At 55.9% G+C, this 26,307-nt stretch carries 29 protein-coding genes and 1 other annotated feature; of the genes, 12 read left to right on the top strand and 17 right to left on the bottom strand.

Annotated elements, in window-relative coordinates:
- Positions 1–34 precede the first annotated feature (34 nt).
- Genes HV340_RS09265 through HV340_RS09245 form a run of 5 tightly spaced genes read left to right on the top strand, consistent with a single transcriptional unit; the run spans position 35 to position 5,678 of the window.
- On the top strand, positions 35–2,020 hold the full coding sequence (locus HV340_RS09265) for a TonB-dependent hemoglobin/transferrin/lactoferrin family receptor (protein WP_059305556.1): 1,986 nt from the start codon (positions 35–37) through the stop codon (positions 2,018–2,020).
- Between the two features lie 47 nt (positions 2,021–2,067).
- Positions 2,068–3,096 (top strand): hemin-degrading factor, encoded by a 1,029-nt coding sequence (locus HV340_RS09260; protein WP_059305555.1) that lies wholly within the window; start codon positions 2,068–2,070, stop codon positions 3,094–3,096.
- Positions 3,093–3,914, top strand: a complete 822-nt coding sequence (locus tag HV340_RS09255) for a hemin ABC transporter substrate-binding protein (RefSeq protein WP_059305554.1) — start codon at positions 3,093–3,095, stop codon at positions 3,912–3,914. The genes HV340_RS09260 and HV340_RS09255 overlap by 4 nt, the downstream gene beginning before the upstream one ends.
- Complete coding sequence (locus HV340_RS09250) at positions 3,914–4,906, top strand: iron ABC transporter permease (protein WP_063925060.1); 993 nt, start codon at positions 3,914–3,916, stop codon at positions 4,904–4,906. Before HV340_RS09255 ends, HV340_RS09250 begins: the two co-directional genes overlap by 1 nt.
- Entirely contained in the window at positions 4,899–5,678 is a 780-nt protein-coding gene (locus tag HV340_RS09245; RefSeq protein WP_063925061.1) for a heme ABC transporter ATP-binding protein, read from the top strand. The genes HV340_RS09250 and HV340_RS09245 overlap by 8 nt, the downstream gene beginning before the upstream one ends.
- Here the strand turns inward: HV340_RS09245 and HV340_RS09240 are convergent.
- Positions 5,645–6,568 (bottom strand): LysR family transcriptional regulator, encoded by a 924-nt coding sequence (locus HV340_RS09240; RefSeq protein WP_020884395.1) that lies wholly within the window; start codon positions 6,566–6,568, stop codon positions 5,645–5,647. The two genes, HV340_RS09245 and HV340_RS09240, sit on opposite strands and share 34 nt — an antisense overlap.
- A gap of 140 nt (positions 6,569–6,708) precedes the next feature.
- Here HV340_RS09240 and HV340_RS09235 point away from each other — a divergent pair, with 140 nt between their 5' ends.
- The 5 genes from HV340_RS09235 to HV340_RS09215 are packed head-to-tail and all read left to right on the top strand — an operon-like array spanning position 6,709 to position 11,495.
- Positions 6,709–7,416, top strand: a complete 708-nt coding sequence (locus HV340_RS09235; protein WP_032677981.1) for a CoA transferase subunit A — start codon at positions 6,709–6,711, stop codon at positions 7,414–7,416.
- A 2-nt stretch (positions 7,417–7,418) separates the two neighbouring features.
- The gene (locus HV340_RS09230; RefSeq protein WP_014169704.1) at positions 7,419–8,075 is read left to right on the top strand and encodes a CoA transferase subunit B; all 657 of its coding nucleotides are present in this window, start codon (positions 7,419–7,421) and stop codon (positions 8,073–8,075) included.
- 9 nt (positions 8,076–8,084) lie between these two features.
- A complete protein-coding gene (locus HV340_RS09225; protein ID WP_063925062.1) occupies positions 8,085–9,266 on the top strand; it encodes an acetyl-CoA C-acetyltransferase in 1,182 nt (393 codons plus the stop codon).
- Between the two features lie 53 nt (positions 9,267–9,319).
- On the top strand, positions 9,320–10,714 hold the full coding sequence (locus HV340_RS09220; RefSeq protein ID WP_181216546.1) for a GntP family permease: 1,395 nt from the start codon (positions 9,320–9,322) through the stop codon (positions 10,712–10,714).
- Between the two features lie 10 nt (positions 10,715–10,724).
- Positions 10,725–11,495, top strand: a complete 771-nt coding sequence (locus HV340_RS09215; RefSeq protein WP_049022628.1) for a 3-hydroxybutyrate dehydrogenase — start codon at positions 10,725–10,727, stop codon at positions 11,493–11,495.
- 59 nt (positions 11,496–11,554) lie between these two features.
- On the opposite strand, the gene selO is transcribed toward HV340_RS09215, so the two are convergent.
- The 14 genes from selO to thrS form a co-directional block, all read right to left on the bottom strand.
- Complete coding sequence (gene selO, locus HV340_RS09210; RefSeq protein ID WP_063925063.1) at positions 11,555–12,997, bottom strand: protein adenylyltransferase SelO; 1,443 nt, start codon at positions 12,995–12,997, stop codon at positions 11,555–11,557.
- Between the two features lie 64 nt (positions 12,998–13,061).
- Positions 13,062–13,733, bottom strand: coding sequence for an EAL domain-containing protein (locus tag HV340_RS09205; protein ID WP_181216480.1), 672 nt, complete (start codon positions 13,731–13,733; stop codon positions 13,062–13,064).
- Positions 13,734–14,067: 334 nt separating this feature from the next.
- Complete coding sequence (locus tag HV340_RS09200) at positions 14,068–14,532, bottom strand: NlpC/P60 family protein (RefSeq protein WP_020884403.1); 465 nt, start codon at positions 14,530–14,532, stop codon at positions 14,068–14,070.
- Between the two features lie 74 nt (positions 14,533–14,606).
- The gene (gene btuD, locus HV340_RS09195; RefSeq protein WP_020884404.1) at positions 14,607–15,362 is read right to left on the bottom strand and encodes a vitamin B12 ABC transporter ATP-binding protein BtuD; all 756 of its coding nucleotides are present in this window, start codon (positions 15,360–15,362) and stop codon (positions 14,607–14,609) included.
- A complete protein-coding gene (locus HV340_RS09190) occupies positions 15,362–15,913 on the bottom strand; it encodes a glutathione peroxidase (protein WP_014169696.1) in 552 nt (183 codons plus the stop codon). Before HV340_RS09190 ends, btuD begins: the two co-directional genes overlap by 1 nt.
- Before the next feature lie 33 nt (positions 15,914–15,946).
- A complete protein-coding gene (gene btuC / locus HV340_RS09185) occupies positions 15,947–16,927 on the bottom strand; it encodes a vitamin B12 ABC transporter permease BtuC (protein ID WP_025204397.1) in 981 nt (326 codons plus the stop codon).
- A gap of 103 nt (positions 16,928–17,030) precedes the next feature.
- On the bottom strand, positions 17,031–17,330 hold the full coding sequence (ihfA, locus tag HV340_RS09180) for an integration host factor subunit alpha (RefSeq protein WP_003857805.1): 300 nt from the start codon (positions 17,328–17,330) through the stop codon (positions 17,031–17,033).
- 4 nt (positions 17,331–17,334) lie between these two features.
- Positions 17,335–19,722, bottom strand: coding sequence for a phenylalanine--tRNA ligase subunit beta (gene pheT / locus HV340_RS09175; RefSeq protein WP_181216479.1), 2,388 nt, complete (start codon positions 19,720–19,722; stop codon positions 17,335–17,337).
- Between the two features lie 15 nt (positions 19,723–19,737).
- Positions 19,738–20,721, bottom strand: a complete 984-nt coding sequence (gene pheS, locus HV340_RS09170; protein WP_020884406.1) for a phenylalanine--tRNA ligase subunit alpha — start codon at positions 20,719–20,721, stop codon at positions 19,738–19,740.
- A gap of 62 nt (positions 20,722–20,783) precedes the next feature.
- Positions 20,784–20,908: a sequence feature (Phe leader region), on the bottom strand.
- Entirely contained in the window at positions 20,859–20,903 is a 45-nt protein-coding gene (gene pheM, locus HV340_RS09165) for a pheST operon leader peptide PheM (protein WP_001386830.1), read from the bottom strand. It overlaps the preceding feature by 45 nt.
- A 118-nt stretch (positions 20,909–21,026) precedes the next feature.
- Positions 21,027–21,383: a 50S ribosomal protein L20 gene (gene rplT / locus HV340_RS09160; RefSeq protein ID WP_000124850.1), complete on the bottom strand. Its 357-nt coding sequence runs from the start codon at positions 21,381–21,383 to the stop codon at positions 21,027–21,029.
- Between the two features lie 50 nt (positions 21,384–21,433).
- Positions 21,434–21,631: a 50S ribosomal protein L35 gene (gene rpmI, locus HV340_RS09155; protein ID WP_003030583.1), complete on the bottom strand. Its 198-nt coding sequence runs from the start codon at positions 21,629–21,631 to the stop codon at positions 21,434–21,436.
- Positions 21,632–21,728: 97 nt separating this feature from the next.
- Complete coding sequence (infC, locus tag HV340_RS09150) at positions 21,729–22,271, bottom strand: translation initiation factor IF-3 (RefSeq protein ID WP_023616141.1); 543 nt, start codon at positions 22,269–22,271, stop codon at positions 21,729–21,731.
- 3 nt (positions 22,272–22,274) lie between these two features.
- Entirely contained in the window at positions 22,275–24,203 is a 1,929-nt protein-coding gene (gene thrS, locus HV340_RS09145; RefSeq protein ID WP_014169692.1) for a threonine--tRNA ligase, read from the bottom strand.
- A 143-nt stretch (positions 24,204–24,346) separates the two neighbouring features.
- On the opposite strand from thrS, the gene yncL reads away from it, so the two are divergent.
- Positions 24,347–24,619 carry a stress response membrane protein YncL gene (yncL, locus tag HV340_RS24630; RefSeq protein WP_072255720.1) on the top strand — a complete coding sequence of 91 codons (273 nt, stop codon included), beginning with the start codon at positions 24,347–24,349 and terminating at the stop codon, positions 24,617–24,619.
- 99 nt (positions 24,620–24,718) lie between these two features.
- Positions 24,719–24,826 carry a small membrane protein YniD gene (gene yniD / locus HV340_RS09135; RefSeq protein ID WP_008500658.1) on the top strand — a complete coding sequence of 36 codons (108 nt, stop codon included), beginning with the start codon at positions 24,719–24,721 and terminating at the stop codon, positions 24,824–24,826.
- Between the two features lie 198 nt (positions 24,827–25,024).
- On the opposite strand, the gene HV340_RS09130 is transcribed toward yniD, so the two are convergent.
- Together HV340_RS09130 and HV340_RS09125 are read right to left on the bottom strand one after the other, a co-directional pair.
- A complete protein-coding gene (locus HV340_RS09130; protein WP_014169691.1) occupies positions 25,025–25,258 on the bottom strand; it encodes a hypothetical protein in 234 nt (77 codons plus the stop codon).
- A 272-nt stretch (positions 25,259–25,530) separates the two neighbouring features.
- Positions 25,531–26,289 carry a YdiY family protein gene (locus tag HV340_RS09125; protein WP_025204400.1) on the bottom strand — a complete coding sequence of 253 codons (759 nt, stop codon included), beginning with the start codon at positions 26,287–26,289 and terminating at the stop codon, positions 25,531–25,533.
- Positions 26,290–26,307: the final 18 nt, after the last annotated feature.

Raw genomic sequence — 26,307 nt, 5'->3', positions numbered from 1 at the left:
AGCCAGCGCTTTCGATTCTTTATGGAGAGTTGCTATGCCACACCTGCATTCCGCATTTTTGCGCCCGTCCTGCCTTGCGCTATCCGTTGTCAGCGCCCTGCCGGGCGTCACGTTTGCGGCCACAGATGACATGACCGTTATCGCCACCGGCAACGCCCGCAGCGCCTTCGAAGCCCCGATGATGGTCAGCGTGATTGACACCGCGGCCCCGGAAAACCAGACCGCCAGCTCGGCCGCCGACCTGCTGCGCTACGTCCCAGGCCTGATGCTTGACGGCACCGGGCGCACCAACGGTCAGGACGTCAACCTGCGCGGTTACGACCGCCGCGGCGTGCTGGTGCTGGTGGATGGCGTGCGCCAGGGGACCGACACTGGCCACCTGAACAGCACGTTCCTCGACCCGGCCCTGATTAAACGTATCGAAGTGGTTCGCGGCCCGTCAGCCTTACTGTACGGCAGCGGCGCGCTGGGGGGCGTGATCGCGTATGACACCGCCGATGCAAATGACCTGCTGGAACCGGGAAAAAACAGCGGCTACCGCGTGTTTGGTACGGGCGCGACGGGCGATCACAGTCTGGGCATGGGGGCCAGCGCTTACGGGCGTACCGAAACCCTGGACGGACTGGTTGCCTGGTCGAGCCGCGATCGCGGCGATCTGCGCCAGAGCGACGGTGGAAAAGCGCCGAATGACGAATCCATCAACAACATGCTGGCAAAAGGTCGCTGGGCCATCGACCCGGCCCAGACGCTGAGCGGATCCCTGCGCTATTACAATAACGCGGCGCAGGAGCCAAAAAACCCGCAAACCCCCGCCGCGGACGCCAGCAGCAATCCCATGACCGATCGCTCCACCATTCAGCGAGACGCTCAGCTGGGCTATCACCTGGCTCCCCAGGGCAACGACTGGCTGAATGCCGATACGAAACTCTACTGGTCTGAAGCGCGCATTAACGCCCAGAACATTGACGGCACCGGCGAGTTTCGCAAGCAGACCACCAAAGGTGGCAAAGTGGAAAACCGCACCCGTCTGTTCAGCGACACGTTTGCCTCACATCTTCTGACCTATGGCGGCGAATACTACCGTCAGGAGCAACATCCGGGGGGCACCACCACCGGCTTCCCGGAGGCTAAAATCGATTTCAGCTCCGGCTGGCTGCAGGACGAGATCACCCTGCGCGACCTGCCGGTCACGCTTCTCGGCGGTACCCGTTACGATAATTACCGCGGGAGCAGCGAAGGATACGACGATGTGAACGCGGACAGATGGTCCTCCCGTGCCGGACTGACCGTCAGCCCGACCGACTGGCTGATGCTGTTCGGCTCTTACGCACAGGCCTTCCGTGCGCCGACCATGGGTGAAATGTATAACGACGCCAAACACTTCTCCATCGGCCGCTTTTACACTAACTACTGGGTGCCGAACCCGAACCTGCGTCCGGAAACCAATGAAACGCAGGAGTTTGGCTTCGGACTGCGCTTTGACGACGTCATGCTTGCTAACGATGCGCTGGAATTCAAGGCCAGCTACTTCGACACCAAAGCCAAAGACTACATCTCCACCAGCGTCGATTTTGCGGCTGCGACCACCATGTCCATGAACGTTCCCCACGCCAAAATCTGGGGCTGGGACGTGATGGCGAAATACACGGCCGACCTGTTCAACCTCGACGTCGCCTACAACCGCACCCGGGGAAAAGATACCGATACGGGCGAGTATATCTCCAGCATTAACCCGGATACCGTCACCAGCAAGCTGGATATCCCGGTGGCGCAAAGCGGTTTCTCCGTCGGCTGGATCGGCACCTTCGTCGATCGCTCAACCCATATCAGCAGTAGCTACAGCGAACAGCCGGGCTATGCGGTTAACGATTTCTACGTAAGCTATAAAGGCCAGGAGCAGCTCAAAGGGGTAACCACGACGCTGGTGCTGGGTAACGCGTTCGACAAGGCGTACTGGTCTCCTCAGGGCATTCCTCAGGACGGACGCAACGGTAAGATTTTTGTGAGTTACCAGTGGTAATCCCCACGCCCCGGCCTGCCGGGGCCCTTATTCGAAAGGAAGAGACAATGAATCACTACACACGCTGGCTTGCGCTGAAAGAAGAAAATCCAGGTCAATACGCACGTGACATCGCAGGCTTAATGAACATCAGCGAAGCAGAGCTGACCTTCGCCCGCGTGGGCCACGACGCCTGGCGCCTGCACGGCGACATCCGCGAAATCATCGGCGCGCTGGAAGCCGTGGGCGAGACCAAATGCATCTGTCGTAACGACTATGCAGTTCACGAGCAGGTGGGCGCGTTTACGCATCAACACCTTAGCGGCCACGCCGGGCTGGTACTGAATCCGCGGGCGCTGGATCTGCGCCTGTTTCTCAACCAGTGGGCGAGCGCGTTCCACATCAGTGAAACCACCGCCCGCGGTGAGCGTCAGAGCATTCAGTTCTTCGACCTTCAGGGCGATGCCCTGCTGAAAGTTTACACGACCGATAACACCGATATTTCTGCCTGGGGCGACCTGCTTACGCGCTTTATCTTTGCCGATAATCCGCCACTGGCACTGAAGCATGCCGATGTCCCTGCCCACAACGAAAAGGCTGATGCCGCCCTCGTTGACCAGGAGTGGCGCGCCATGACCGACGTGCATCAGTTCTTCGGCCTGCTGAAGCGCCACAATCTGAGCCGCCAGCAGGCGTTTCGTCTGGTGGGCGACGATCTGGCCTGCAGGGTGGACAACACCGCTCTGGCACAGCTGCTGGAAACGGTCCGCCTGGAGGGGAATGAAATGATGATCTTCGTCGGCAACCGCGGCTGCGTGCAGATCTTTACCGGCGTGGTGGAAAACGTCGTCCCGATGAAAGGCTGGCTCAACATCTTCAACCCAACCTTTACCCTGCATCTGCGGGATACGTCCATCGCCGAAACATGGGTGACGCGTAAACCCACCGCTGACGGGCACGTCACCAGCCTGGAGCTCTTCGCCGCCGACGGGACGCAAATCGCTCAACTGTACGGTCAACGCAGCGAAGGTGAACCAGAGCAGCGTCAGTGGCGCAGCCAGGTTGACGCCCTGACCCGAAAAGGGCTGGCCGCATGAAAAAATGGCTCGCCCTGCTCTGCGCCCTGCCGCTGGTGACGTTCGCGGCCACACCGCAGAAAATTGTCGCCCTGGGGGGTGACGTGACTGAGATTGTTTATGCCCTTGGCGCGGGATCGTCACTGGTTGCCCGCGACAGCACCAGCCAGTGGCCGCAGGCGGCGAACGCCCTGCCCGACGTCGGCTATTTGCGCCAGCTTAACGCGGAGGGGATCTTATCCATGCGCCCGACGCTGGTGCTGGCCAGTGCTCAGGCACAACCATCTCTGGCGTTAAAACAGGTCGAGGAAAGTCACGTCAGTGTCGTCACCGTTCCCGGCAGTCATGATCTGAGTGTGATTGACGAAAAGGTGCGAGTCATTGCCGAAGCGACGCATCGCGAAGCACAGGGTGACGCATTGCGCGCCAGGCTGCGCCAGGCGCTGGCAGCCCTGCCCACCTCGCCACTCGACAAACGGGTGCTGTTTATCCTCAACCACGGCGGGATGACCGCGATGGCTGCCGGACAACAGACCGCCGCGGATGCAGCCATTCGCGCAGCGGGTTTGCAAAACGCGATGCAGGCCTTTACCCGTTATCAGCCGCTGTCCCAGGAAGGGGTGATTGCCAGCCAGCCTGACCTTGTGGTGATTTCGCAGGATGGCGTAAAGGCATTGGGTGGCGAAGCGAATGTGTGGACACTTCCCGGCCTGGCGCAAACGCCGGCGGGACGGAACAGGCAGGTGCTGACCATCGACGATATGGCGCTGCTGGGCTTTAGCGTGCGCACGCCGCAGGCCATACAGCAATTGCGCACCCGGGCGGAGCAACTGCCCTGATGTCCAGACGGATCGCGTTGTCGCTGTGGATGCTGGCCGCCATCCTGACGATCATGACGCTGGCGGCCTCCGGGGCTGGCGCACTGCATCTGCCGGTCAGTCTGCTGTGGCGCGGCAGTGATGAAAGCCTGCGTCAGATCTGGCTGACCATTCGTCTCCCCCGGGTCCTGCTGGCGCTGGTCACCGGCGGCTCGCTGGCGCTGGCAGGCTGCGTAATGCAGGGGCTTTTTCGTAATCCGCTGGCGGATCCGGGGCTGCTTGGGATCAGCAGCGGCGCGGCGCTGGCCGTGGCGCTGTGGGTGGTTATTCCCCTCTCGCTCCCCGCGCTGATGATGCTTTACGCTCCCATGATCGCGGCATTTGGGGGTGCGCTGGCGGCCACTTTCGTCATTTTCGTCCTAAGCCAGCAGCGTAACAGCACACTTTCACGGCTGTTACTGGTGGGCATTGCCCTCAATGCCCTGTGCGGTGCGGCAGTCGGCGTACTGTCATGGCTCAGCAATGATGCCCAGCTTCGCCAGCTCTCCCTCTGGGGCATGGGCAGCCTGGGTCAGGCGCAGTGGTCTACGCTGCTGGCCGTCACCTCGCTGATGGTGCCAGGCGTTCTGATTATCTGGCGTCTTGCCTGCGCGCTCAATTTACTGCAGCTGGGTGAAGAAGAAGCGCACTACCTTGGCGTGGCGGTGGCGACGGTACAGCGGATCCTGTTGCTGTGCAGCGCCTTACTGGTTGCCGCCGCGGTTGCCGTCAGCGGGGTGATTGGTTTTGTCGGTCTGGTGGTGCCGCACCTGATACGGATGTGGCTGGGCGCCGATCACCGGGCCGTGATCCCCGGCTCCGTACTGGCCGGGGCGTCGCTGCTGCTGGTTGCCGATACGGTGGCGCGCACGCTGGTCGCACCGGCTGAAATGCCGGTCGGTTTACTGACCAGTATCTTCGGCGCGCCGTGGTTCCTGTGGCTCATTTTTCGTCGTGGAGGCGCACATGGCTGAACGCTACTGCGCGGAACGTCTTGTTTATCAGGTCGGGCAACGGACACTTATCAACGACGTGTCGCTGGCGTTATCTCCGGGGGAAATGGTGGCGTTGATTGGGCCTAACGGTGCCGGAAAATCGACGTTACTGCGCCTGCTCACAGGCTATCTCACGCCTTCTGGTGGGCAATGCAGCCTGGCGGGTACGCCGCTTGAGGTGTGGCACCCGCAAAAGCTCTCACGCCGCCGGGCAGTGATGCGCCAGAATACGCAGCTCGGTTTCGACTGGCCGGTCGACGCGGTGGTGGGTATGGGCCGCGCGCCCTGGACGCGCTACCCTGAAGCCCCGGTTGTCGAAGCCGTAATGGCAATAACGGGCTGCCTGCCCCTCGCAGACCGACACTTTTCGGCCCTCTCCGGTGGCGAGCAACAACGGATCCAGCTCGCCCGCGCCCTGGCGCAGCTCTGGCATGACGGCGGTCCGCGCGGCTGGCTATTTCTCGATGAACCCACTTCCGCGCTGGATCTTTACCACCAGCAGCATCTGCTGCGGTTGTTGAAATCCCTGACCCGTCAGGGCGATTTTCACGTGTGCGTGGTGCTGCACGACCTCAATCTGGCAGCGCTGTGGGCGGACCGGATCCTGCTGCTGCATAACGGCACGCTGGTTTCTCAGGGCACGCCGGAAACGGTTTTACAGGCCGACGCGCTGGCCCGGTGGTATGGCGCGCAGGTATACGTTGGCCCACATCCGGTTCACGCCTCACCGCAGGTATTTCTCGCCCCCTGACCGGGCTGATAAAAATCTTTCAGCGTCTCAAGCAGGGCATGCGCCGCTTTTGAAAGCTGCGTGTGCCCGGGGTGGATCACGCCGATGCATTTTTCAATTGGCGGGTTATCGAGTGGAATACAGACCGCGCCTAACGAGGTCATCTGCGCCTCACACAGTGCCGGGACCGCACTGCCGCCCAGACCGCTGGCGACCATTCTGCCCACCGTCACCAGTTGATGGCTCTCCAGAGCCACATCCAGTTTACGACCGCTGCGGGCCAGCTCTTCTTCCATCATCAGACGAACGGCCGAAGGGCGCTGCAGGGTAATAAAATCCAGCGTCAGTAGCGCCTCCCATGAAAGGCGTTTTTTGGCTGCCAGAGCGGATGATTTCGGCACAATGGCGACAAATCGATCGAGACCCAACGGCGTAAAAAGCAGGTTATGGGTCGGCGCCGGTTCAAACGCGATCCCCATCTCGACCCGCCCTTCCCGCACCATTTCAATTACCTGCTCGTTGATAACATCGTGCACGGTGACGTTGATCCCGGCGTGGCGATCGCGAAATGCCTTGAGCACCTCCGGCAGGACATTCGCCGCAAATGACGGCATCGCCGCGACTGAGATTTTGCCGCGCTGCAGCGTAAAGCACTGATGCATGGCCTCTTCGGCGTTATCCCAGTCCGCCAGCAGCTGCCGCGCCATCGGTAAAAAGGTCTCCCCCTCCTGCGTCAGCGCCACCTTGCGGGTGCTGCGCTGCAACAGCGGTCCCCCCAGCGCCTCCTCCAGGCCTTTAATCGTCAGGCTAAGCGCCGGCTGGGAAAGATTCAGCCGTTCACTGGCATGCGCGAAATTCAGAGTGTGAGCTACCGCTAAAAACGCGCGTAACTGTTTGACACTCATTCTCATTTTTCACCTTGTTAACTAATTGAAAAAATTTAGTTAACAGCAAATTAATAAAAAAACCAAATGAGTGGGTCACAAATTCAAAATTAACAAATGAGTCGCCGCCCCTAATGATACCGGCACGGATAACGGGAGGGATGATTATGGCGGGACTGGATAAGCGCGTCGGCAGCTATGCGCAGGCGCTGGACGGGCTGACGGACGGAATGACATTGCTGGCAGGCGGCTTCGGCCTGTGCGGCATTCCTGAGAACCTGATTGCCGAAGTCAGACGCCGTCAGGTGCAGGGGCTGACGGTGGTTTCAAACAACTGCGGCGTCGATGGTTTTGGTCTCGGGATACTCCTTGAGACGCGCCAGGTACGAAAAGTGGTGGCGTCGTACGTGGGCGAAAACGCGCTGTTCGAACAACAGGTGTTGAGCGGCGAGCTGGAAGTGGAACTCACCCCACAGGGAACCCTGGCAGAAAAGGTTCGCGCTGGCGGAGCGGGTATTCCGGCGTTTTACACGGCCACCGGCTATGGTACCCCCGTGGCTGCTGGCAAGGAAGTTCGCCAGTTTGCCGGCAAGCATTATGTCCTCGAAGAGGCCATCACCGGCGATTTTGCGCTGATCAAGGGCTGGAAAGCGGACTGGTACGGCAACGTTATCTATCGCCATACCGCCCAAAACTTTAACCCGCTGATGGCCACCGCGGGCCGGATAACGGTGGTGGAAGTGGAAGAGATCGTCGCCCCGGGCGAACTGCCCCCGTCGGCCATTCATACCCCGGGGATCTACGTCGACAGGCTGATTGTCGGCCAGTTCGAGAAACGCATTGAACAGCGCACGCTGCGCGCAGAGGGAGTCTGAAGATGTTAACCCGTGAACAGATGGCCATGCGCGTCGCCCGAGAACTGCGCGACGGTTACTACGTCAACCTGGGGATAGGGATCCCGACCCTTGTGGCGAACTATATTCCGGCGGGAATGGACGTAATGCTCCAGTCTGAAAACGGCCTGCTGGGGATGGGAGCCTTTCCGGATGAGCAGAGCCTTGACGCCGACATGATTAACGCCGGTAAGCAGACCGTCACCGCGAGGATCGGTGCCGCCATTTTCGACTCGGCTCAGTCGTTCGCCATGATCCGGGGTGGCCATGTTGACCTGACCGTACTCGGGGCGTTCGAAGTGGATGTCGAAGGCAACATCGCCTCGTGGATGATCCCGGGCAAGATGGTGAAAGGGATGGGAGGCGCGATGGATCTGGTCGCCGGGGCGCAGAACATCATTGTGGTGATGACCCATGCCGCAAAAAACGGAGAGTCAAAACTGCTGCCGCGCTGCACGCTGCCGTTGACCGGCGCTGGCTGCATCCGTCGGGTGTTAACCGACCTTGCGTTGCTGGAGATTGAAGACGGCGCGTTCATTCTGCGGGAATACGCCCCCGGCGTCAGTATTGACGACATCGTCAGTAAAACAGCCGGGAAAATCATCGTGGCGGACGACGTGCGCGAGATGCGCTTCAACTGAGGAGTGAACATGAATGAGGTCATGATTGTCGGGGCCACGCGAACCCCTGTAGGCAGTTTTCGCGGATCGCTCTCCTCCCTTTCCGCGGTTGAACTGGGTGCCGTAGCGGTTCGTCGCCTGCTTGAGAACAGCCAGCTGTGCGCAGATCAGGTAGACGAACTGATTTTCGGTCAGGTGCTGACGGCAGGGTGTGGACAAAACCCCGCCCGTCAGACCGCTCTCACGGCCGGATTGCCCGTCAGTACGCCCGCGACAACCGTCAATCTGGTGTGCGGTGCCGGCTTAAAAGCGGTACAGCTCGCCGCGCAGGCTATCCGCTGCGGCGATGCCGACGTGGTTATCGCTGGCGGCCAGGAGAGCATGAGCAATGCCCCTTACCTGCTGGACGGTGCGCGGTCAGGGTTGCGTTTTGGTCATACAGGATTGCAGGACAGCATGATAACGGATGGCCTGTGGGACGCATTTAACGATTATCACATGGGCATCACCGCGGAAAACGTTGCCCGCCAGTATGGCATCTCCCGCGAGCAGCAGGACGCTTTTGCCGCCCGGTCGCAGCAAAAAGCGGCGTCGGCCATTGCGCGCGGTCTGTTTAACGCGGAGATGGCTCCGGTCACGGTGAGCGAGGGTAAAAAGCCGCCGCGCCTGGTCAACAGTGATGAACAACCCCGGCCGGGAACCACCGCTGAGCAACTCGCGCACCTGCGCCCTGCCTTTCGTCGTGAAGATGGAACGGTCACGGCGGGTAATGCCTCAACCCTGAACGATGGTGCCGCTGCGGTGCTGTTGATGAGCGGTGAAAAAGCGCGGGAAAGCGGATTACCGATCCTGGGACGGGTCGCGAGTTATGCCGTGACCGGCGTTGATCCATCGGTGATGGGCATCGGGCCGGTCAGCGCCTGCCAGACGGCTCTGGCCCGGGCAGGCTGGGCGCTGGATGAGGTGGACATCATTGAAGCGAATGAAGCCTTTGCCGCGCAGGCGCTGGCCGTTGGCAAACTGCTCGGCTGGGATGAACGCAAGGTGAACGTTAACGGTGGTGCGATTGCGCTTGGCCACCCCATCGGCGCCTCTGGCTGTCGGATCCTCGTCACGCTGCTGCATGAGATGCAACGCCGCGACGCGAAAAAAGGGCTCGTCACCCTGTGTGTGGGAGGTGGGCAAGGCATTGCGTTAACCCTTGCGCGCTAACCGCGCCCGGACATCTCGTTGGTACCCGAATATAACAATGATAGTGAGGAGTCATAATGAGTGTGTTGATTGCCCTGGCGGCGCTGGCATTGCTGATGCTTGCGGCCTATCGCGGATACAGCGTTATTCTGTTTGCCCCCATCGCAGCGCTGGGTGCCGTGCTGCTGACCGACCCGGGGGCCGTCGGCCCGACGTTTACCGGTCTGTTTATGGAAAAGATGGTCGGCTTCGTCAAGCTCTACTTCCCGGTGTTCCTGCTGGGTGCCGTGTTTGGCAAGCTGATTGAACTTTCCGGTTTCTCACGCGCTATCGTCGCTGCAGCGATCCAGATCCTCGGGCGCCGCCATGCGATTCCGGTCATTGTGCTGGTGTGTGCATTGTTAACGTACGGCGGCGTTTCGCTCTTCGTGGTGGCCTTTGCCGTCTATCCTTTTGCGGCCGAACTGTTCCGCCAGAGCGGCATCCCCAAACGTCTTATCCCGGCGACCGTGGCTCTGGGTGCGTTCTCGTTTACCATGGACGCCCTGCCCGGTACGCCGCAGATCCAGAACATTATCCCCACCAGCTTCTTTGGCACTAACGCCTGGGCCGCGCCGTGGCTTGGGTTGATTGGCTCGCTGTTTATCCTCTGTTTTGGCCTGATCTGGCTGGAGCGTCAGCGGCGAAAGGCGCTCAACAACAATGAGGGCTACGGTTCCGATCTGAAAAATGAACCTGAAACGCCGGACAACATTAATCTGCCCCATCCGCTGATCGCCATTTCCCCTCTGCTGCTGGTGGGGATCCTCAACCTGCTGTTTACCCGCTGGATCCCCGGCTGGTACGGGACGCACCATGAGCTTACCCTGCCCGGGCTGGCGAAGCCGATTGTCACCGAGGTCAGCAAAATCACCGCCATCTGGGCCGTGGAAGCGGCGCTGATCGCGGGTATTGTCATGGTACTGCTTTTTGGATTTCGCAATATCCGGGGACGGCTGGCAGAAGGCAGCCGGACGGCGGTCAGCGGCGCCATTCTGGCGGCAATGAATACCGCATCTGAATACGGTTTCGGGGCGGTGATCGCTGCGCTGCCCGGTTTTCTGGTCTTATCCAAAGCGCTCGCCGCTATCCCGAACCCGTTGCTCAACGAAGCCATCAGCGTGACCGTGCTTGCCGGGATCACCGGTTCGGCGTCGGGCGGGATGAGCATCGCCCTTGCGGCCATGGCCGATACGTTTGTCGCGGCCGCCCACGCAGCCAATATCCCTCTGGAGGTTCTCCACCGCGTGGCCTCGATGGCCAGCGGCGGCATGGATACGCTTCCCCATAACGGGGCCGTAATTACGTTGCTTGCCATTACGGGTCTGAGCCATCGTCAGGCGTATGGCGGCATTTTCGCTATCACCCTCATCAAAAGTCTGGCGGTGCTTTTTGTCATTGCCGTGTTCTATCTCACCGGCATTGTGTAAGGAGAATAAAATGAATCTGAACGGTAAAACCGCACTGGTGACCGGCTCGACCAGCGGTATTGGACTTGGGATCGCTGGCGTGCTGGCGAAGGCCGGCGCGCAGTTGATTCTTAACGGTTTCGGCGACAGTGAATCGGCAAGAGACGAAATCGCGAAACGGGGTAAAACGCCGGGCTATCACGATGCGGACCTGCGTGACGTCCAGCAGATTGAAGCCATGATGCACTACGCCGAAAGCCGGTATGGCGGAGTCGATATTCTGATCAACAACGCCGGTATACAGCACGTCGCACCTGTTGATGCGTTCCCGGTGGAGAAATGGAACGACATTATCGCCATCAACCTCTCTTCCGTCTTTCACACCAGCCGGCTGGCGCTGCCTGCGATGCAGGCGAAAAACTGGGGGCGCATCATTAATATCGCCTCCGTGCATGGGCTGGTCGCGTCGAAAGAGAAATCCGCCTATGTTGCCGCCAAGCATGGCGTGGTGGGCTTTACCAAATCCCTGGCGCTGGAGACCGCCCGCACCGGTATTACCGCCAATGCCATCTGCCCGGGCTGGGTGTTGACCCCGCTGGTGCAGCAGCAAATCGACAGACGTATTGCCGATGGCGTCGCACCGGATGTCGCTCGTGAGCAACTGCTGGCAGAGAAACAGCCCGCCGGTGAGTTTGTTACGCCGGAACAGCTAGGCGAGCTGGCGTTGTTTTTGTGCAGTGACAGCGCCGTACAGGTCCGCGGCGCCGCCTGGAATATGGATGGCGGATGGGTCGCACAGTGACCGCGGTATCGGCATAAAAAAACCTGGCACCGCAAGGTGTCAGGTTTTGTCCGCCCGGGCTAGCTCGAACAGCTCACTTCCAGGCGTTTTCCCCAGTCCGGCGGACGGCTGACATAGTCGTCATCACGGTCAGCAAACGGCGTACGCAGAGCCACATGCAGGCGATGTAATTCGTCATACTCACCCTGTTCTGCCTGTTCAATGGCCCGCTGCGCCAGCCAGTTGCGCAACACCATCGCCGGGTTCGCCGCGTTCATTTGCGCCTGCCGGGTTGCGTCGTCGACCTGCTCTTGCTGCAATCGCGCACGGTAAAGCGCAAACCAGTCGTCAAAGCCCTGCCTGTCAATGAACTCGTCGCGCAGCGGTGAGGCACTACTGTGTTGCTCAGTCTGGCTCAGCATCCGGAAGGTGCGGGTGTAATCGCTGCCTTCACGTTCCATGAGTGCAAACAGAGCGTTCAGGATGTCGTTATCGCCCCTCTCCTGCGTCACCAGCCCCAGTTTGTTGCGCATCAACGCGCCGTATTCGCGCAGTAAAATGTCCTGGTAGCTGTCGAGCGCATCATTCAGGGCATCAACGTCGATAAACGGCGACAGAGTTTGCGCAAGGCGCTGCAGGTTCCACAGGCCAACAGCCGGCTGATTGTCGAAACTGTAACGTCCCTGATAGTCAGAGTGGTTGCAGATATAACCCGGCTGATAGTCATCAAGGAAGCCAAACGGACCGTAATCAAAGGTCAACCCGAGAAGTGACATGTTGTCCGTGTTCATCACCCCATGGGCAAACCCGACCGTCTGCCAGCGGGCAATCATGGTTGCGGTACGGGCTACCACATCGCGGAACCAGAGAATGTACTTATCGGCCTCGTCCTGGAAATGAGACCAGTGATGACGAATGGCATAATCCGCAAGCTGGCGGACTTTTTCCGGCTCACGACGATAATAAAAGTGTTCAAAGTGGCCAAAACGCAGATGGCTTTGCGCAACGCGCATGAGCATCGCCCCTTTTTCCATCGTTTCACGTGCCACCGGGGTGTCACTGGTTACAATCGACAGTGCGCGAGTGGTGGGGATCCCCAGCGCATGCATCGCTTCGGATGCCAGACATTCGCGAATAGTCGAACGCAATACCGCGCGCCCGTCGCCCATTCGCGAGTAAGGGGTCAGGCCGGCCCCCTTCAGGTGCCAGTCCACCGTCTCCCCGTTGGGCAGCCGTTGTTCGCCCAGCAGGATCCCCCGGCCATCGCCCAGTTGTCCTGCCCAGACGCCAAACTGATGTCCGCTATAGACCTGAGCCAGAGGCTGCATACCGGCAAGCAGCGTTTCGCCTCCCCAGACGCCAGCGCCGTCGGAGGGCTGAAACATCTCAGGTGGAACAGCCAGCTCTTCTGCCAGCCGATCGTTATGCCAGATAAGACGGGAATTTTGTAACGGTGTGGGTTTGAGTGCGGTATAAAAACCCGGCAACTCGTCATGCCAGTGAGCAGTAAAAGACAGGGTCATAGGTCCTCCTGCTTTTAGTGTAGTGGGTTTACCCGGACTTAAACACGGGCGAAAGAGAGGGTTATCACTGAACGAGCGTGGTGACGTGCTCTGCAGAGACGGCCGGCCAGAGCGCCCCCTGCATTGCGCCAAAGTTAAAGGACAAGACGCGCTGCAATAAACCGTGGTCATCAATGCCGCCGACGAGCACTGACTGACAGTGAGGCGTTATTTGCCAGAGGATTGCGCGCATAAAAGGCTCAAAAGAGAGTTCAGAAGCACGCTGCTGGATAAATCCCTTGTCGAGAATGACCCGTTTAAACAATCCATCATAAACGGCTTTCAACGACGCTGCGCCTGCGCCAAAGTTTGCAAGCACCAGCGGAAAATGGATTGCCATTCTCGCCAGTTGCAGATCGTCCTTCCCGTTATTTAAACCTGGATAATTCTCATTAACAGTAAACTCAAGAAACGGATAACGCTCAAGTATTGAAACAGCGTTCCCATTACTTAATAAAAATTCAACAATTACAGGTGTAATATTGATCCATGCAATTAACTGATGCTGAATAAAAAACAGTTTACAGGTATCAAGCAATTGCAATTTCTCGTTAAACAACGCTAACTCTTCTTCAGCCGAAAGCCGCGGGATAACGAGTTCGGTGGGGATCCGAACGTGGGTACCGACGCCAGTAAAGTTAACCAGAACCTCTAAACCTTTAAGCTCACCGGCGCTATTACGGGCAGGCAGAAGCATCAGTTCAGACTGGTAAGCATTATCTATGCGTAATAATCATTGCACTCGCCCCGCATTAAAGATGAGAGAGGACATCCTGGAGCAATTGCCGACACAATTCCACTGTCTTGATTTTAATAAGATTAATTTCATTAGTTCCGTATTATTTTTCAGATTTATCCCTGAATCTAAAATAATCTTATCCTGGTTGCTCAGTAATAGCCAGTTTTAGATAAAACAGACACCTGAGGAGATAAGTCATTTTTCGTAAATTTAACTTTAAACCTCTTATTTGAGAAAAAATGGCATGATTTATTAGTTATCATGCCATCATAAGAGACTGCTCTTTGACAGACTAAATACGTCGTGCCTGCCAGAAGTTTTTACGCCAGTAAACATTATCGAGCGACGAGCGCATCACCCCACGACTGGTCGAGGCGTGAATAAACTGATTATCGGTATCATAAATACCGACGTGAAGCCCACTGTCACCCGAGCCGGTTTTGAAAAAAACCAGGTCGCCGGGCAGCAAATCATCTTTATCGATTTCCGTGCCAATTTCCGCCTGTTTGCGCGTTTCGCGCGGAAGCTGTAAATCAAACTTATCGCGAAACGTCATCAGAACAAAGCCAGAACAATCTACGCCCCCACGGCTCATGCCGCCATAACGATAGGGCGTGCCGCGCCAGTTGCTCAGCTGATCGTTAAGGCTGGCAATGACGGTAATAGAATCTGAAAGCCGCGGGTTAGGCGGCGGCGCACGATGGCTACTGCATCCCGCAAGAAATAACGCGGCCATCAGGAGAAACCAGAATCGCATTTTCAGACGAATCCTCTGCTTTTTTTGTTCTTTTCGTAATTTAGCGTGCAACGGCGTTAACAGGCAAGAAACGGTTACGCCTGCGCGGTAGAAATCAGCATCTTATGCCCTTCTATATCCAGCCTGCGGAAAGACATATTGTACGCGCGGGCAAGATTTGGCGGCGTCAATACCGCATCGCGCGTGCCGCTGGCAATCATCTTTCCTCGCGCCAACAGCCACACCCGGTGGGCGTGACGCAGCGTATGGTTCAGGTCATGACTGCTCATGACCACGCCGATCCCTTTTCTGCTCAGGGAGCTTAACAGGGTGTCCAGCGCGGCCTGCTGTGCCACATCCAGACCGCTCATCGGTTCATCCAGAAGCAGCAGTCTGCCATGTGGATTGCCGGCCGGGTGAATCTGCAAAATGACGGCCGCCAGACGCACGCGCTGCCACTCGCCCCCCGAAAGCTGGCTGGCATGCCGGGACAGTTTATCTTCTAGCCCTAATCCCGCCGCCACCTCAGTGAGCAGCGACGTATGCTGTTTATCGTGCAGATGCAGCATCAGGTAGTGCCAGACGGGCATCGCAAAGGGCGGGACCTGCTGCTGCACCAGATAGCTGCGCCTGTGCGCCAGCGAGACTGGCGACCAGTCAGCAAGGTTATGCTCCAGCAGGGTTATCTCCCCCGCGCCGGCGGTCAGCCCCGCCATGCGCGCCAGTAAGGTGCTTTTTCCTGCGCCGTTCGGCCCGACAAGATGCAGGATTTCGCCTGCATTGATGGCACCGGTTATCGGCTCCAGACGCCCCGTATCGGCGACGTCCGTGAGCTGCATCAGCAACGTCATTATTTCGCCAGTGCCAGCTTGATAGACTCCATCACAATCGGATCTTCAGGCGTCATGTCCGGTGAAAAACGCTGCACCACCTGTCCGTCACGACCAATAAGGAATTTTTCAAAATTCCACAGGATATCGTCCGGATAGAGCGGCGCGCGTCCTTTACTGGCCATGCGCTCATAAAAACCGCTGCCTTCCGGCGCAACGGCGGTCGGCGCGGCCGCCACCAGCTTCGCATACAGGGGATGGCGATGTTCACCGTTAACGTCGATTTTGCTGAACATCGGGAACGTCACACCGTAGGTGGTGCTGCAAAACGTTTTGATTTCGTCTTCGCTGCCCGGCTCCTGGCCCAGGAACTGGTTGCACGGGAAGCCCAGCACGGTGAAACCGTCTTTCTCCCAGGCTTTTTGAATGTTTTCCAGCTGTTCGTACTGCGGCGTCAGGCCACATTTGGAGGCCACGTTCACGATGAGCAGCACGTTGCCTTTATAGCTTTCCAGCGTGGTTTTCTCACCCTCAATGGTGGTCACTTCGGTATTCAAAATATCAGACTGCATAGCATTCCCTCAGGTTATCTTACGGGTAGTGATTTAACGTCCGGATTTTAATAGTAGCCAGATAAATACCGGCGCGCCCAGCGTGGCGGTCACCACGCCTATTGGCAGCTCAGCGGCTGTCAGGGCGAGCCGGGCGATGATATCCGCCACCAGTAGCGTTACCGCCCCGGCAACCGCCGAGGCCGGCAGTAAGGTTCGATGGTCGGTGATCCCGCACAGACGCAGCATGTGCGGGATAACCAGCCCAATAAAGCCAATCGCCCCGGCCAGTGCCACGCTCACACCAACCAGCCAGCCAATGGCAATGACCAGCACGTTACGCCAGAAGCCTATCGGCATGCCAAGCTGGCGGGCCGAGGTTTCCCCCAGCGCGAGAATATTCAGCGGCTGTGCCTGCAGGCCTGCCCACAGCAAGACCGGTATCAGCAGTGCCATCAGCCAGCCCTGGCGCCAGTCTACGCCCCCGAAGCCGCCCATCATCCAGTACATCAACTGACGCAAGTCAAAGGACGTGGAGAAGTACACCGCCCAGGTCATCAGCGCGCTACAGATGATCCCCAGAGCCACCCCGGCAAGCAGCAGCCGACTGGTTGATAAGTGCCGTCTGGCAAAGCGCAAAAGGATTACCGTTATCAGCAACGCGCCGATAATGGCGCTGAGGCTAATCCCCCATGAGGAGAGTTCCCCCCCGCCCAACATCACCGCCGCCACCAGCCCTACGCCCGCGCCATTCGACACACCGAGCAGCCCGGGCTCCGCCAACGGGTTATCAAATAATGCCTGCATAATGGTGCCGCACAATGCCAGCGCGGCGCCCACCAGGATCACCGCCAGCGTGCGCGGCAGACGGATTTGCCAGACGAAAAGCTGCCCCTCAGGCTCAAACCAGTGTTCAGGCCCTATCCACTGTTCCCCGGCGCACAGGCTAACGCCTGCGGTAACAATGAGCAGCAGCACGAGCAAAAGCAGGTGTCGTTGATCTAAACGGTGCTGGCGATGGGCATAATCAAGCATGGACATGGTTTTAGTAGCGTGTGATGTAATTGATTTTACGGCGGGTTTGCCAGAGAGCGCAAAGAAAAAAGGCCGCGTGAGCGGCCTTTTTAGTTAGTTCATATTACTCTGCTTTGGGCGTTGCGTTTTCGACACGGCTTTTTAACTTCTGGCCGGGTCTGAAGGTCACCACGCGGCGGGCTGTAATCGGAATATCTTCCCCCGTCTTCGGGTTACGGCCCGGACGTTGGTTTTTGTCACGCAAATCAAAATTGCCAAAACCGGAGAGTTTTACCTGCTCACCATTTTCCAGAGCACGACGGATCTCTTCGAAAAACAGCTCTACCAGCTCTTTGGCATCTCGTTTGCTAAGCCCAAGCTTATCAAACAGATATTCTGACATTTCAGCTTTTGTAAGCGCCATAGGTTCAATCCCTCAATGATGCCTGGAATCGCTCTTTTAATGCCTCTACACATTTGGCGACGGTAGCGGCAATCTCCTCTTCTTCGAGTGTACGGCTGGTATCCTGAAGGATAAGGCTAATAGCGAGGCTCTTGAAACCTTCTGCTACGCCCTTGCCGCGGTACACGTCAAATAAGTTTACGCCAACTACCTGATTTACGCCAACTTTCTTACATTCGGCCAAAATATCTGCTGCGGGCACATTTTCCGCGACCACAACCGCGATATCACGGCGGTTTGCCGGGAAGCGTGAGACGTCGCGGGCCTGAGGAATGACGCGGTCTGCAACCGGGCTCCATTCCAACTCGAACACGATGGTACGGCCGTTCAGGTCCAGCTTGCGCTCCAGCTCAGGATGAACAACGCCAATGAAACCAATGCGTTTGCCGTCTAAATAGATAGCCGCGCTCTGGCCTGGGTGCAGCGCAGGGATCGCTTCTGCACGGAATTCAATTTCAGATAATTTACCGGTCAGATCGAGAATTGCTTCCAGATCTCCCTTCATATCGTAGAAATCAACCGTGCCTTTTGCCAGGTCCCAGTGCTCTTCGTAACGGTTACCGCTGATGGCACCAGCCAGCATGAGATCCTGACGGATGCCTAAATTTGCCTGATTATCCGGTACAAAGCGTAAACCACTTTCGAAAATTCGCACGCGGTTTTGCTGACGATTCTGGTTGTAAACGATAGTCCCCAGCAGACCGGTCCACAGGGACAGGCGCATCGCAGACATTTCGCTGGAGATTGGGCTTGGCAGGATCAGCGCTTCCTGACCCGGATGGATCATCTGCTGCAGTTTTGGATCAACAAAGCTGTAGGTGATCACTTCCTGATAGCCTTTGTCGTTCAGCATGGTTTTCACACGCTTAAGAGACAAATCTGCTTCACGGTGGCTTCCCATCACCAGACCCGCCTGAACAGGCTCATCCGGGATGTTGTTATAGCCGTATACGCGAGCCACTTCTTCCACCAGATCTTCTTCGATCTCCATGTCGAAACGCCAGGATGGCGCAACGGCTTTCCACTCGTCCTGCCCTTCGGTCACGTCACAACCCAGTCGGCGAAGGATATCGCTGACCTGTGCGTCAGCAACATGGTGACCAATCAGACGATCCAGCTTGCTACGACGCAGGGTAATGGTCGCACGCTTCGGCAACGTCGCTTCGTGGGTGACGTCGATAACCGGGCCCGCTTCACCGCCGCAGATGTCGATCAGCAGACGCGTCGCACGCTCCATCGCTTTGTGCTGCAGTGCCGGATCGACGCCACGCTCATAACGGTGAGAGGCATCGGTATGCAGGCCGTGACGACGTGCGCGACCGGTGATAGAGAGCGGGCTGAAAAACGCACATTCCAGCAGAACGTTTTGCGTTTCATCATTTACACCGGAGTGTTCGCCACCAAAGATACCGCCCATCGCCAGCGCTTTAACGTGGTCCGCGATCACCAGCGTATCAGCATTCAGTTTTGCTTCGCTGCCGTCGAGCAGAAACAGGGTTTCGCCCTCTTTCGCCATACGCACCACAATACCGCCTTCGATACGATCTTTATCGAACGCGTGCATCGGCTGACCCAGCTCCAGCAGAACATAGTTGGTCACGTCAACGACGGCGTCGATAGAACGAATACCACAGCGACGCAGCTTCTCTTTCATCCACAGCGGGGTTGGCGCTTTTACGTTGATGCCTTTCACCACACGACCAAGGTAGCGTGGGCACGCATCAGCGGCTTCAACCTGAATCGGCAGTGTGTCACTGATGGTAGCGTCAACCGGTACGATTTCCGGTACGTTCAGTTCAGTCTGGTTCAGCACGGCCACATCGCGGGCCACGCCGATAATACCTAAGCAGTCCGCACGGTTTGGCGTCACGCTGATTTCAATGGTGTTGTCATCAAGTTTCAGGTATTCGCGGATGTCGGTACCAATAGGCGCATCAAGCGGCAGCTCAATGATGCCATTGTGATCGTCGGAAATACCCAGCTCAGAGAACGAACACAGCATGCCTTCAGACGGCTCACCGCGCAGTTTCGCTGCTTTAATTTTAAAATCGCCAGGCAGTACAGCCCCCACGGTCGCCACGGCCACTTTCAGGCCCTGACGGCAGTTTGGCGCGCCGCAGACGATATCCAGCAGGCGATCGCCGCCTACGTTAACTTTTGTCACACGCAGCTTGTCTGCGTTAGGGTGCTGACCGCACTCAACCACTTCGCCCACAACGACGCCATTGAAAGCGCCAGAAACCGGCTCAACACCGTCAACTTCCAGACCCGCCATGGTGATCTGGTTGGAAAGCGCTTCGCTATCAAGCGTGGTGTTCACCCATTCGCGTAACCACAGTTCACTGAATTTCATTGTTCTGTCCTGCCCTTATTTAAACTGTTTGAGGAAACGCAGATCGTTTTCGAAGAATGCACGCAAATCGGTCACGCCATAGCGCAGCATTGTCAGACGCTCCATGCCCATACCGAACGCAAAGCCGGAGTAGACTTCTGGATCGATACCCACGTTGCGCAGAACGTTTGGATGCACCATGCCGCAGCCCAGCACTTCCAGCCATTTGCCGTTTTTACCCATCACGTCAACTTCCGCAGACGGTTCAGTGAACGGGAAGTAGGACGGACGGAAACGAACCTGCAGGTCTTCCTCAAAGAAGTTGTTCAGGAAATCGTGCAGCGTACCTTTCAGGTTGGTAAAGCTGATGTTCTTATCAACAATCAGGCCTTCCATCTGATGGAACATCGGGGTATGGGTCTGATCGTAGTCGTTACGGTACACGCGGCCCGGTGCGATGATGCGGATCGGGGGTTCCTGTTCCTTCATGGTACGGATCTGAACGCCCGAGGTCTGAGTACGCAGCAGACGGGTGGCGTCGAACCAGAAAGTGTCGTGGTCAGCACGTGCCGGATGATGGCCTGGAATGTTGAGGGCGTCGAAGTTGTGGTAATCATCTTCGATTTCCGGGCCAGTCGCCACGGTAAAGCCGAGCTCACCGAAGAAACTTTCAATGCGATCAATGGTGCGGGTAACCGGATGCAGACCACCGTTTTCAATACGGCGACCCGGCAGGGAGACATCGATAGTCTCTGCCGCCAGACGCGCATTCAGCACCGCGCTTTCCAGCTCAGCTTTGCGCGCGTTCAGTGCCTGTTGCACCTGCTCTTTGGCTTCGTTAATGACCGCACCCGCTGCCGGGCGTTCCTCTGGCGGCAGTTCACGCAGGGTTGTCATTTGAAGGGTCAAATGCCCTTTCTTACCGAGATATTCGACGCGGACATTGTCTAACGCGGCAACATCTGAGGCCTGATTAATGGCGGCTGTTGCACTGGCAACCAGCTCTGCGAGATGTGACATGATTTTCCTCATTATGTCGGTGCAGACACCGATTTGGTGGAGTTATTCTCTCGAATTTAGACACAAAAAAAGCCTCCATCAGGAGGCTTATCTGGCGCTGTTTTTCGTTTCATCTTTCACGCGCTAGCCTCCTGAATTCAGGTGCTAAAGTAAAAGAAGAAGCGGAAAATAGCAGCATTCATGCTTGCGTTACCTTGTGTGGTAAAAAACCGTTAAGACCTTATTGAAAAGGTTGCACGGGTAAAAGTCAATGTTCTGATGGTGTTAAATGAAAAGAGGGAGCGAAGCCCCCTCTTTCAACTGGCTTATGCCAGTGCTGCTTTCGCTTTTTCGACCAGAGCGGTGAACGCTACTTTGTCGAATACTGCGATGTCAGCCAGGATCTTACGGTCGATTTCAACAGAGGCTTTTTTCAGGCCGTTGATGAATTTGCTGTAAGAAATACCGTTCTGACGTGCTGCTGCGTTGATACGCGCAATCCACAGTTGACGGAACTGACGCTTACGTTGACGACGGTCACGGTAAGCGTACTGACCTGCTTTGATAACAGCCTGGAAGGCAACGCGGTATACGCGTGAACGCGCACCGTAGTAGCCTTTAGCTTGTTTCAAAATTTTCTTGTGACGTGCACGTGCAATTACACCACGTTTTACGCGAGCCATATGTGCTCTCCTGTATCTATATTCTTAGTAAAAAATTAAACGTTAACGGCTTATGCGTACGGCAGGCACGCGATAACCAGACCCAGATCGCCTTTAGAAACAAGGCCTTTTGGACGCAGGTGACGTTTACGCTTAGTAGATTTTTTGGTCAGAATATGACGCAGGTTTGCGTGCTTACGCTTAAATCCACCACCACCGGTTTTTTTGAAGCGCTTAGCAGCACCGCGTACGGTCTTAATTTTTGGCATCTTAATTACTTCCACTTCGCATTGTTAAATAAACGAAACATAGGCGAACAAAACCTATGAGACCCGAAGGCTCCACAGGTTTTGCTGCTTGAAGGCCTTACTGTTTCTTCTTAGGAGCGAGCACCATGATCATCTGGCGGCCTTCGATCTTCGTAGGGAAGGATTCGACTACTGCCAGTTCACTCAGATCGTCACGGACGCGGTTAAGCACTTCCATACCAATCTGTTGGTGGGCCATCTCACGACCGCGGAAACGCAGTGTGATCTTGGCCTTATCGCCATCTTCCAGAAAGCGAATCAGGCTGCGGAGTTTTACCTGATAATCGCCATCGTCGGTACCAGGACGGAATTTAATTTCCTTAACCTGGATAACTTTTTGCTTTTTCTTCTGTTCCTTAGAAGACTTACTCTTTTCATAAAGGAACTTGCCGTAGTCCATGATACGACAAACTGGCGGTTCGGCGTTAGGGCTGATTTCAACTAAATCTACTCCAGCTTCTTCAGCCTTTTCGATCGCTTCTCTCAGACTCACAATCCCCAGCTGCTCGCCTTCCAGACCTGTTAAGCGAACTTCCTGGGCGCGAATCTCGCCATTGATACGATTCGGACGTGCCGTTTGAACTCGTTTTCCGCCTTTAATACCTTATTCCTCCAGTTGTTGAAGACTGCGGCTGCGAATCTCTTGTTGCAGCTTCTCAATCACTTCACTTACGTCCAGGCTCCCCAGGTCTTTACCACGGCGGGTGCGAACGGCAACTTTGCCTGCTTCCACCTCTTTATCACCACAGACCAACATATACGGGACACGACGTAAAGTGTGCTCGCGGATTTTAAAGCCAATCTTCTCATTTCTCAAGTCTGCTTTTACGCGAATGCCCGCATTTTGTAGTTTCTGCGTCAATTCTTTAACGTATTCAGCCTGAGAATCGGTAATGTTCATCACCACGACCTGCACTGGCGCAAGCCAGGTTGGGAAGAAGCCGGCAAACTCTTCAGTCAGGATGCCGATGAAGCGCTCCAGAGAACCGAGGATTGCACGGTGAATCATAACCGGTACCTGACGTTCGTTGTCTTCGCCAACATAAGAGGCGCTTAAACGCTGCGGCAGGGAGAAGTCCAGCTGTACAGTACCGCACTGCCATGCGCGATCGAGGCAGTCATACAGGGTAAATTCAATTTTCGGACCGTAGAATGCGCCCTCGCCCAGCTGGTATTCGAACGGAATGCCGTTCTCTTCCAGCGCCACGGCGAGATCCGCTTCTGCGCGATCCCAGGTCTCATCGCTACCGATACGTTTTTCCGGACGCGTTGAGAGTTTGACAACGATCTTCTCGAAGCCAAAGGTGCTGTACATATCGTAGACCATACGAATACAGGCGTTAACTTCATCACGAACCTGATCTTCAGTACAGAAGATATGCGCATCATCCTGAGTAAAGCCACGAACACGCATCAGACCGTGCAGTGCACCTGATGGCTCGTTACGGTGGCAGCTACCGAACTCTGCCATACGCAGCGGCAGATCGCGGTAGGATTTCAGACCCTGGTTGAAGATCTGAACGTGGCCAGGGCAGTTCATTGGCTTAATGCAGTATTCACGGTTCTCAGAAGAAGTGGTGAACATTGCATCTTTGTAGTTGTCCCAGTGGCCGGTTTTTTCCCACAGCACACGGTCCATCATGAACGGGCCTTTCACTTCCTGATACTGGTACTCTTTCAGCTTAGAGCGTACGAACGTTTCCAGCTCACGGAAGATAGTCCAGCCGTCATTGTGCCAGAACACCATACCCGGCGCTTCTTCCTGCATGTGGTACAGGTCAAGCTGCTTACCGATTTTACGGTGGTCACGTTTAGCCGCCTCTTCCAGGCGCTGCAGGTAGGCGTTAAGGGCTTTTTTATCGGCCCACGCGGTACCATAGATACGCTGCAACATCTTGTTGTTGCTATCGCCACGCCAGTAGGCGCCCGCGATTTTCATCAGCTTAAAGTGATGACAGAAGCGCATGTTCGGCACGTGCGGTCCACGGCACATGTCGACGTATTCTTCGTGATGGTACAAGCCAGGCTTGTCATCATGAGAGATGTTTTCATCAAGAATAGAGACTTTATAGCTCTCGCCACGCTTCACGAAGGTTTCACGCGCTTCGTGCCAGCTGACTTTCTTCTTAATGACGTCATAGTTAGTTTCGGCGAGCTCGTGCATACGTTTTTCGAGCGCGTCGATATCTTCCTGAGTCAGGGTATGGTCAAGATCAACGTCATAGTAGAAACCGTTGTCGATAACCGGACCGATCGCCATTTTGGTGTTCGGCCACAGCTGTTTGATCGCATGACCTAACAGGTGCGCGCAGGAGTGACGAATGATCTCCAGACCTTCTTCGTCTTTCGCTGTGATGATAGACAGCTGCGCATCGCTTTCAATCAGGTCAGATGCATCAACCAGCTCACCATTAACACGGCCAGCGATGGTTGCTTTCGCGAGTCCAGGACCAATGTCCAGGGCAACATCCATTGGGCTTACAGCGTGGTCGTAATGGCGTTGGCTGCCATCAGGAAGAGTAATTACAGGCATTTTATATCCTTATTTGCAGTGATGCCCCACACATAAGAGCATATACAAAGAAAATAATCGTGATTTGACAATAGATTACGACACCATCTGACCAACAATCGTCAAATTGGCTCGCGATCATTCACCCGCCGAAAATCAGATAAATGCGGATTTACGGCAAGCCCTGCAATGGTAACACTAACAAAAGAGAGATTGCACCCTTTGCTGGCAGATTGCTGCGCTGGCACTTTCGCATGAATTTGCAGGGCGCATATCTCCGGCGCTCGCATTCCAGAGATGCTGGGCTACTCTTGAACAAGTCTTTAAACCCAAAGGTGCATACCATGAACGTATCAAGTAGAACGGTTGTGATATTGAACATCCTTTCAGCCACCGGTTTATTGTTGATTCTTGCAGAACGATTCCACTGGTTCTAACCGAACCGGAAGTAGGCATAACCTGATTCACCACTGGAGAAGGGGCATTTCCCCGCCCTGTTTGGTAGACTGTTCGCATCAACTTACAAGGATCAGGTTATGCCAACAAAACGATTTGCCGTAAAACACTGGAAAATGGTACTGGTGCTGATTGCCATCTGCGGCGCGATGCTGCTTCTGCGTTGGGCGGCAATGATTTGGGGCTGAACGGGGATATAAATAACTGCGCAGGGAATAACGTCGTTATCCGTAATACCCTTTTGCGGGTATTCATCGCCAGGACGAAATACGGACGATGCGTTTACGTCAAATAGGTTTGCCGCGAAAAAACCGGTACCACAAAATCCGGTTTTTTTGGCGCGATGAATTAGCGTTTAAACGTCAATAACAACACGGCAAAACCCATCAGGACCATTCACCTGCAACCAGTTTATGGACGTCAAAAGCATCATTCATAGACTGACCGGTGGACTGAGAGGCTGGCGCGATGTTAGACCCGGCTTCAACGTCAGCGGCTTTCGCAATGCCGATTTGGCTGTGGGTCTCACTGGCTGTCGGGGTGGTTTCATCAGCAGCAAATACGCCAAAAGACAGTGCGGAAAGCACCATCGCTGCTGCGGCAGTTTTGATTTTTTTCATAATGTTTTTTCTCTTTCTACATTTAATACTAATAATGCTAAATTCCTTAAGGCCGAATTCTGCCCGTGCTAAGAGTGTAGATCCAGATCACACTTTTGCCTAGCCTGTTACGTTATCAATTCGTGTCAAATAAGCCGCAAATTAATGAAAATGCATTATGAAGAAATGATGGAGATATCAGCAGACCAGATATTTCAAAACAGTGTTTAATATAAAACAGCACAGTTTCAAAAAATAAAAAACGGGCCGATAGCGTAATCGGCCCGAGAATATTACATTTTATAACCCAGTGAAACCGTGGTTCTGCGGTCGGTATGATCCGGAGCAGAATCAGGAGGAGAAGAGTTCCAGGTGACGTTGTAGGCCACTTTCAGGCCAAAGTGTTCGTTGATAGCCACGTTCAGCGCTGTTTCTGAGTTCAGCGTCGTATCGTCGGCACCAAACACAGACACCCCCTGGGTAAATTTGGTGTTGTCAGTCATCTGCCAGGCATAGGTGCCGGAAGCGTAACCGAGCGGTTGAGTTTTGGTTTCGCCGTCGGTGTACTCGTCGTAGCGCACACCTGGACCGAATTCAAAACGTAAACTGTGTACCGGACCGTTCAGGAACTGACGACCGTAACCGGCAGTGAACACATCACGCTGGCGATAGCCGTTGTAACGGTCAGTTAACCAGCTGGCCTGACCAAACAGGTAGTCAAAGTCGGTCATGTTGTAACGGCTACGTCCGCCAACCGCATATTTCTCGGAAGAGCGTTCGTCATTCGCGGAGGTGTTACTGGCATTTCCCCACAGAGACCAGGCGGTGGTATTACCGTACCAGGTCAGCGTACTGTCCGCCGTGAGAGAGGAGCTTTTCGTGTTACCGGATTGTGCAAGATAGCCAGCGTTCAGGTTACCTTCAAACGGTTTTTGCGCGGTGGCTGGATCGTCCATGACAGTAAAAACGGAATCATCTGCGGTCGCGTTCATTGCAGCAAACACGCCACCCGCCAGCATCAGTGCAGCGGGTACTGTCTTCAAAAGCTTCATTTTATTAAGGAGTCCGTA

It is taken from the genome of Enterobacter sp. RHBSTW-00975 (assembly GCF_013615235.1).
Taxonomy (GTDB): Bacteria; Pseudomonadota; Gammaproteobacteria; order Enterobacterales; family Enterobacteriaceae; genus Enterobacter; species Enterobacter ludwigii.
Note: the sequence above shows the minus strand (reverse complement) of the source record. Positions and strands in the feature narration are given on the sequence as shown.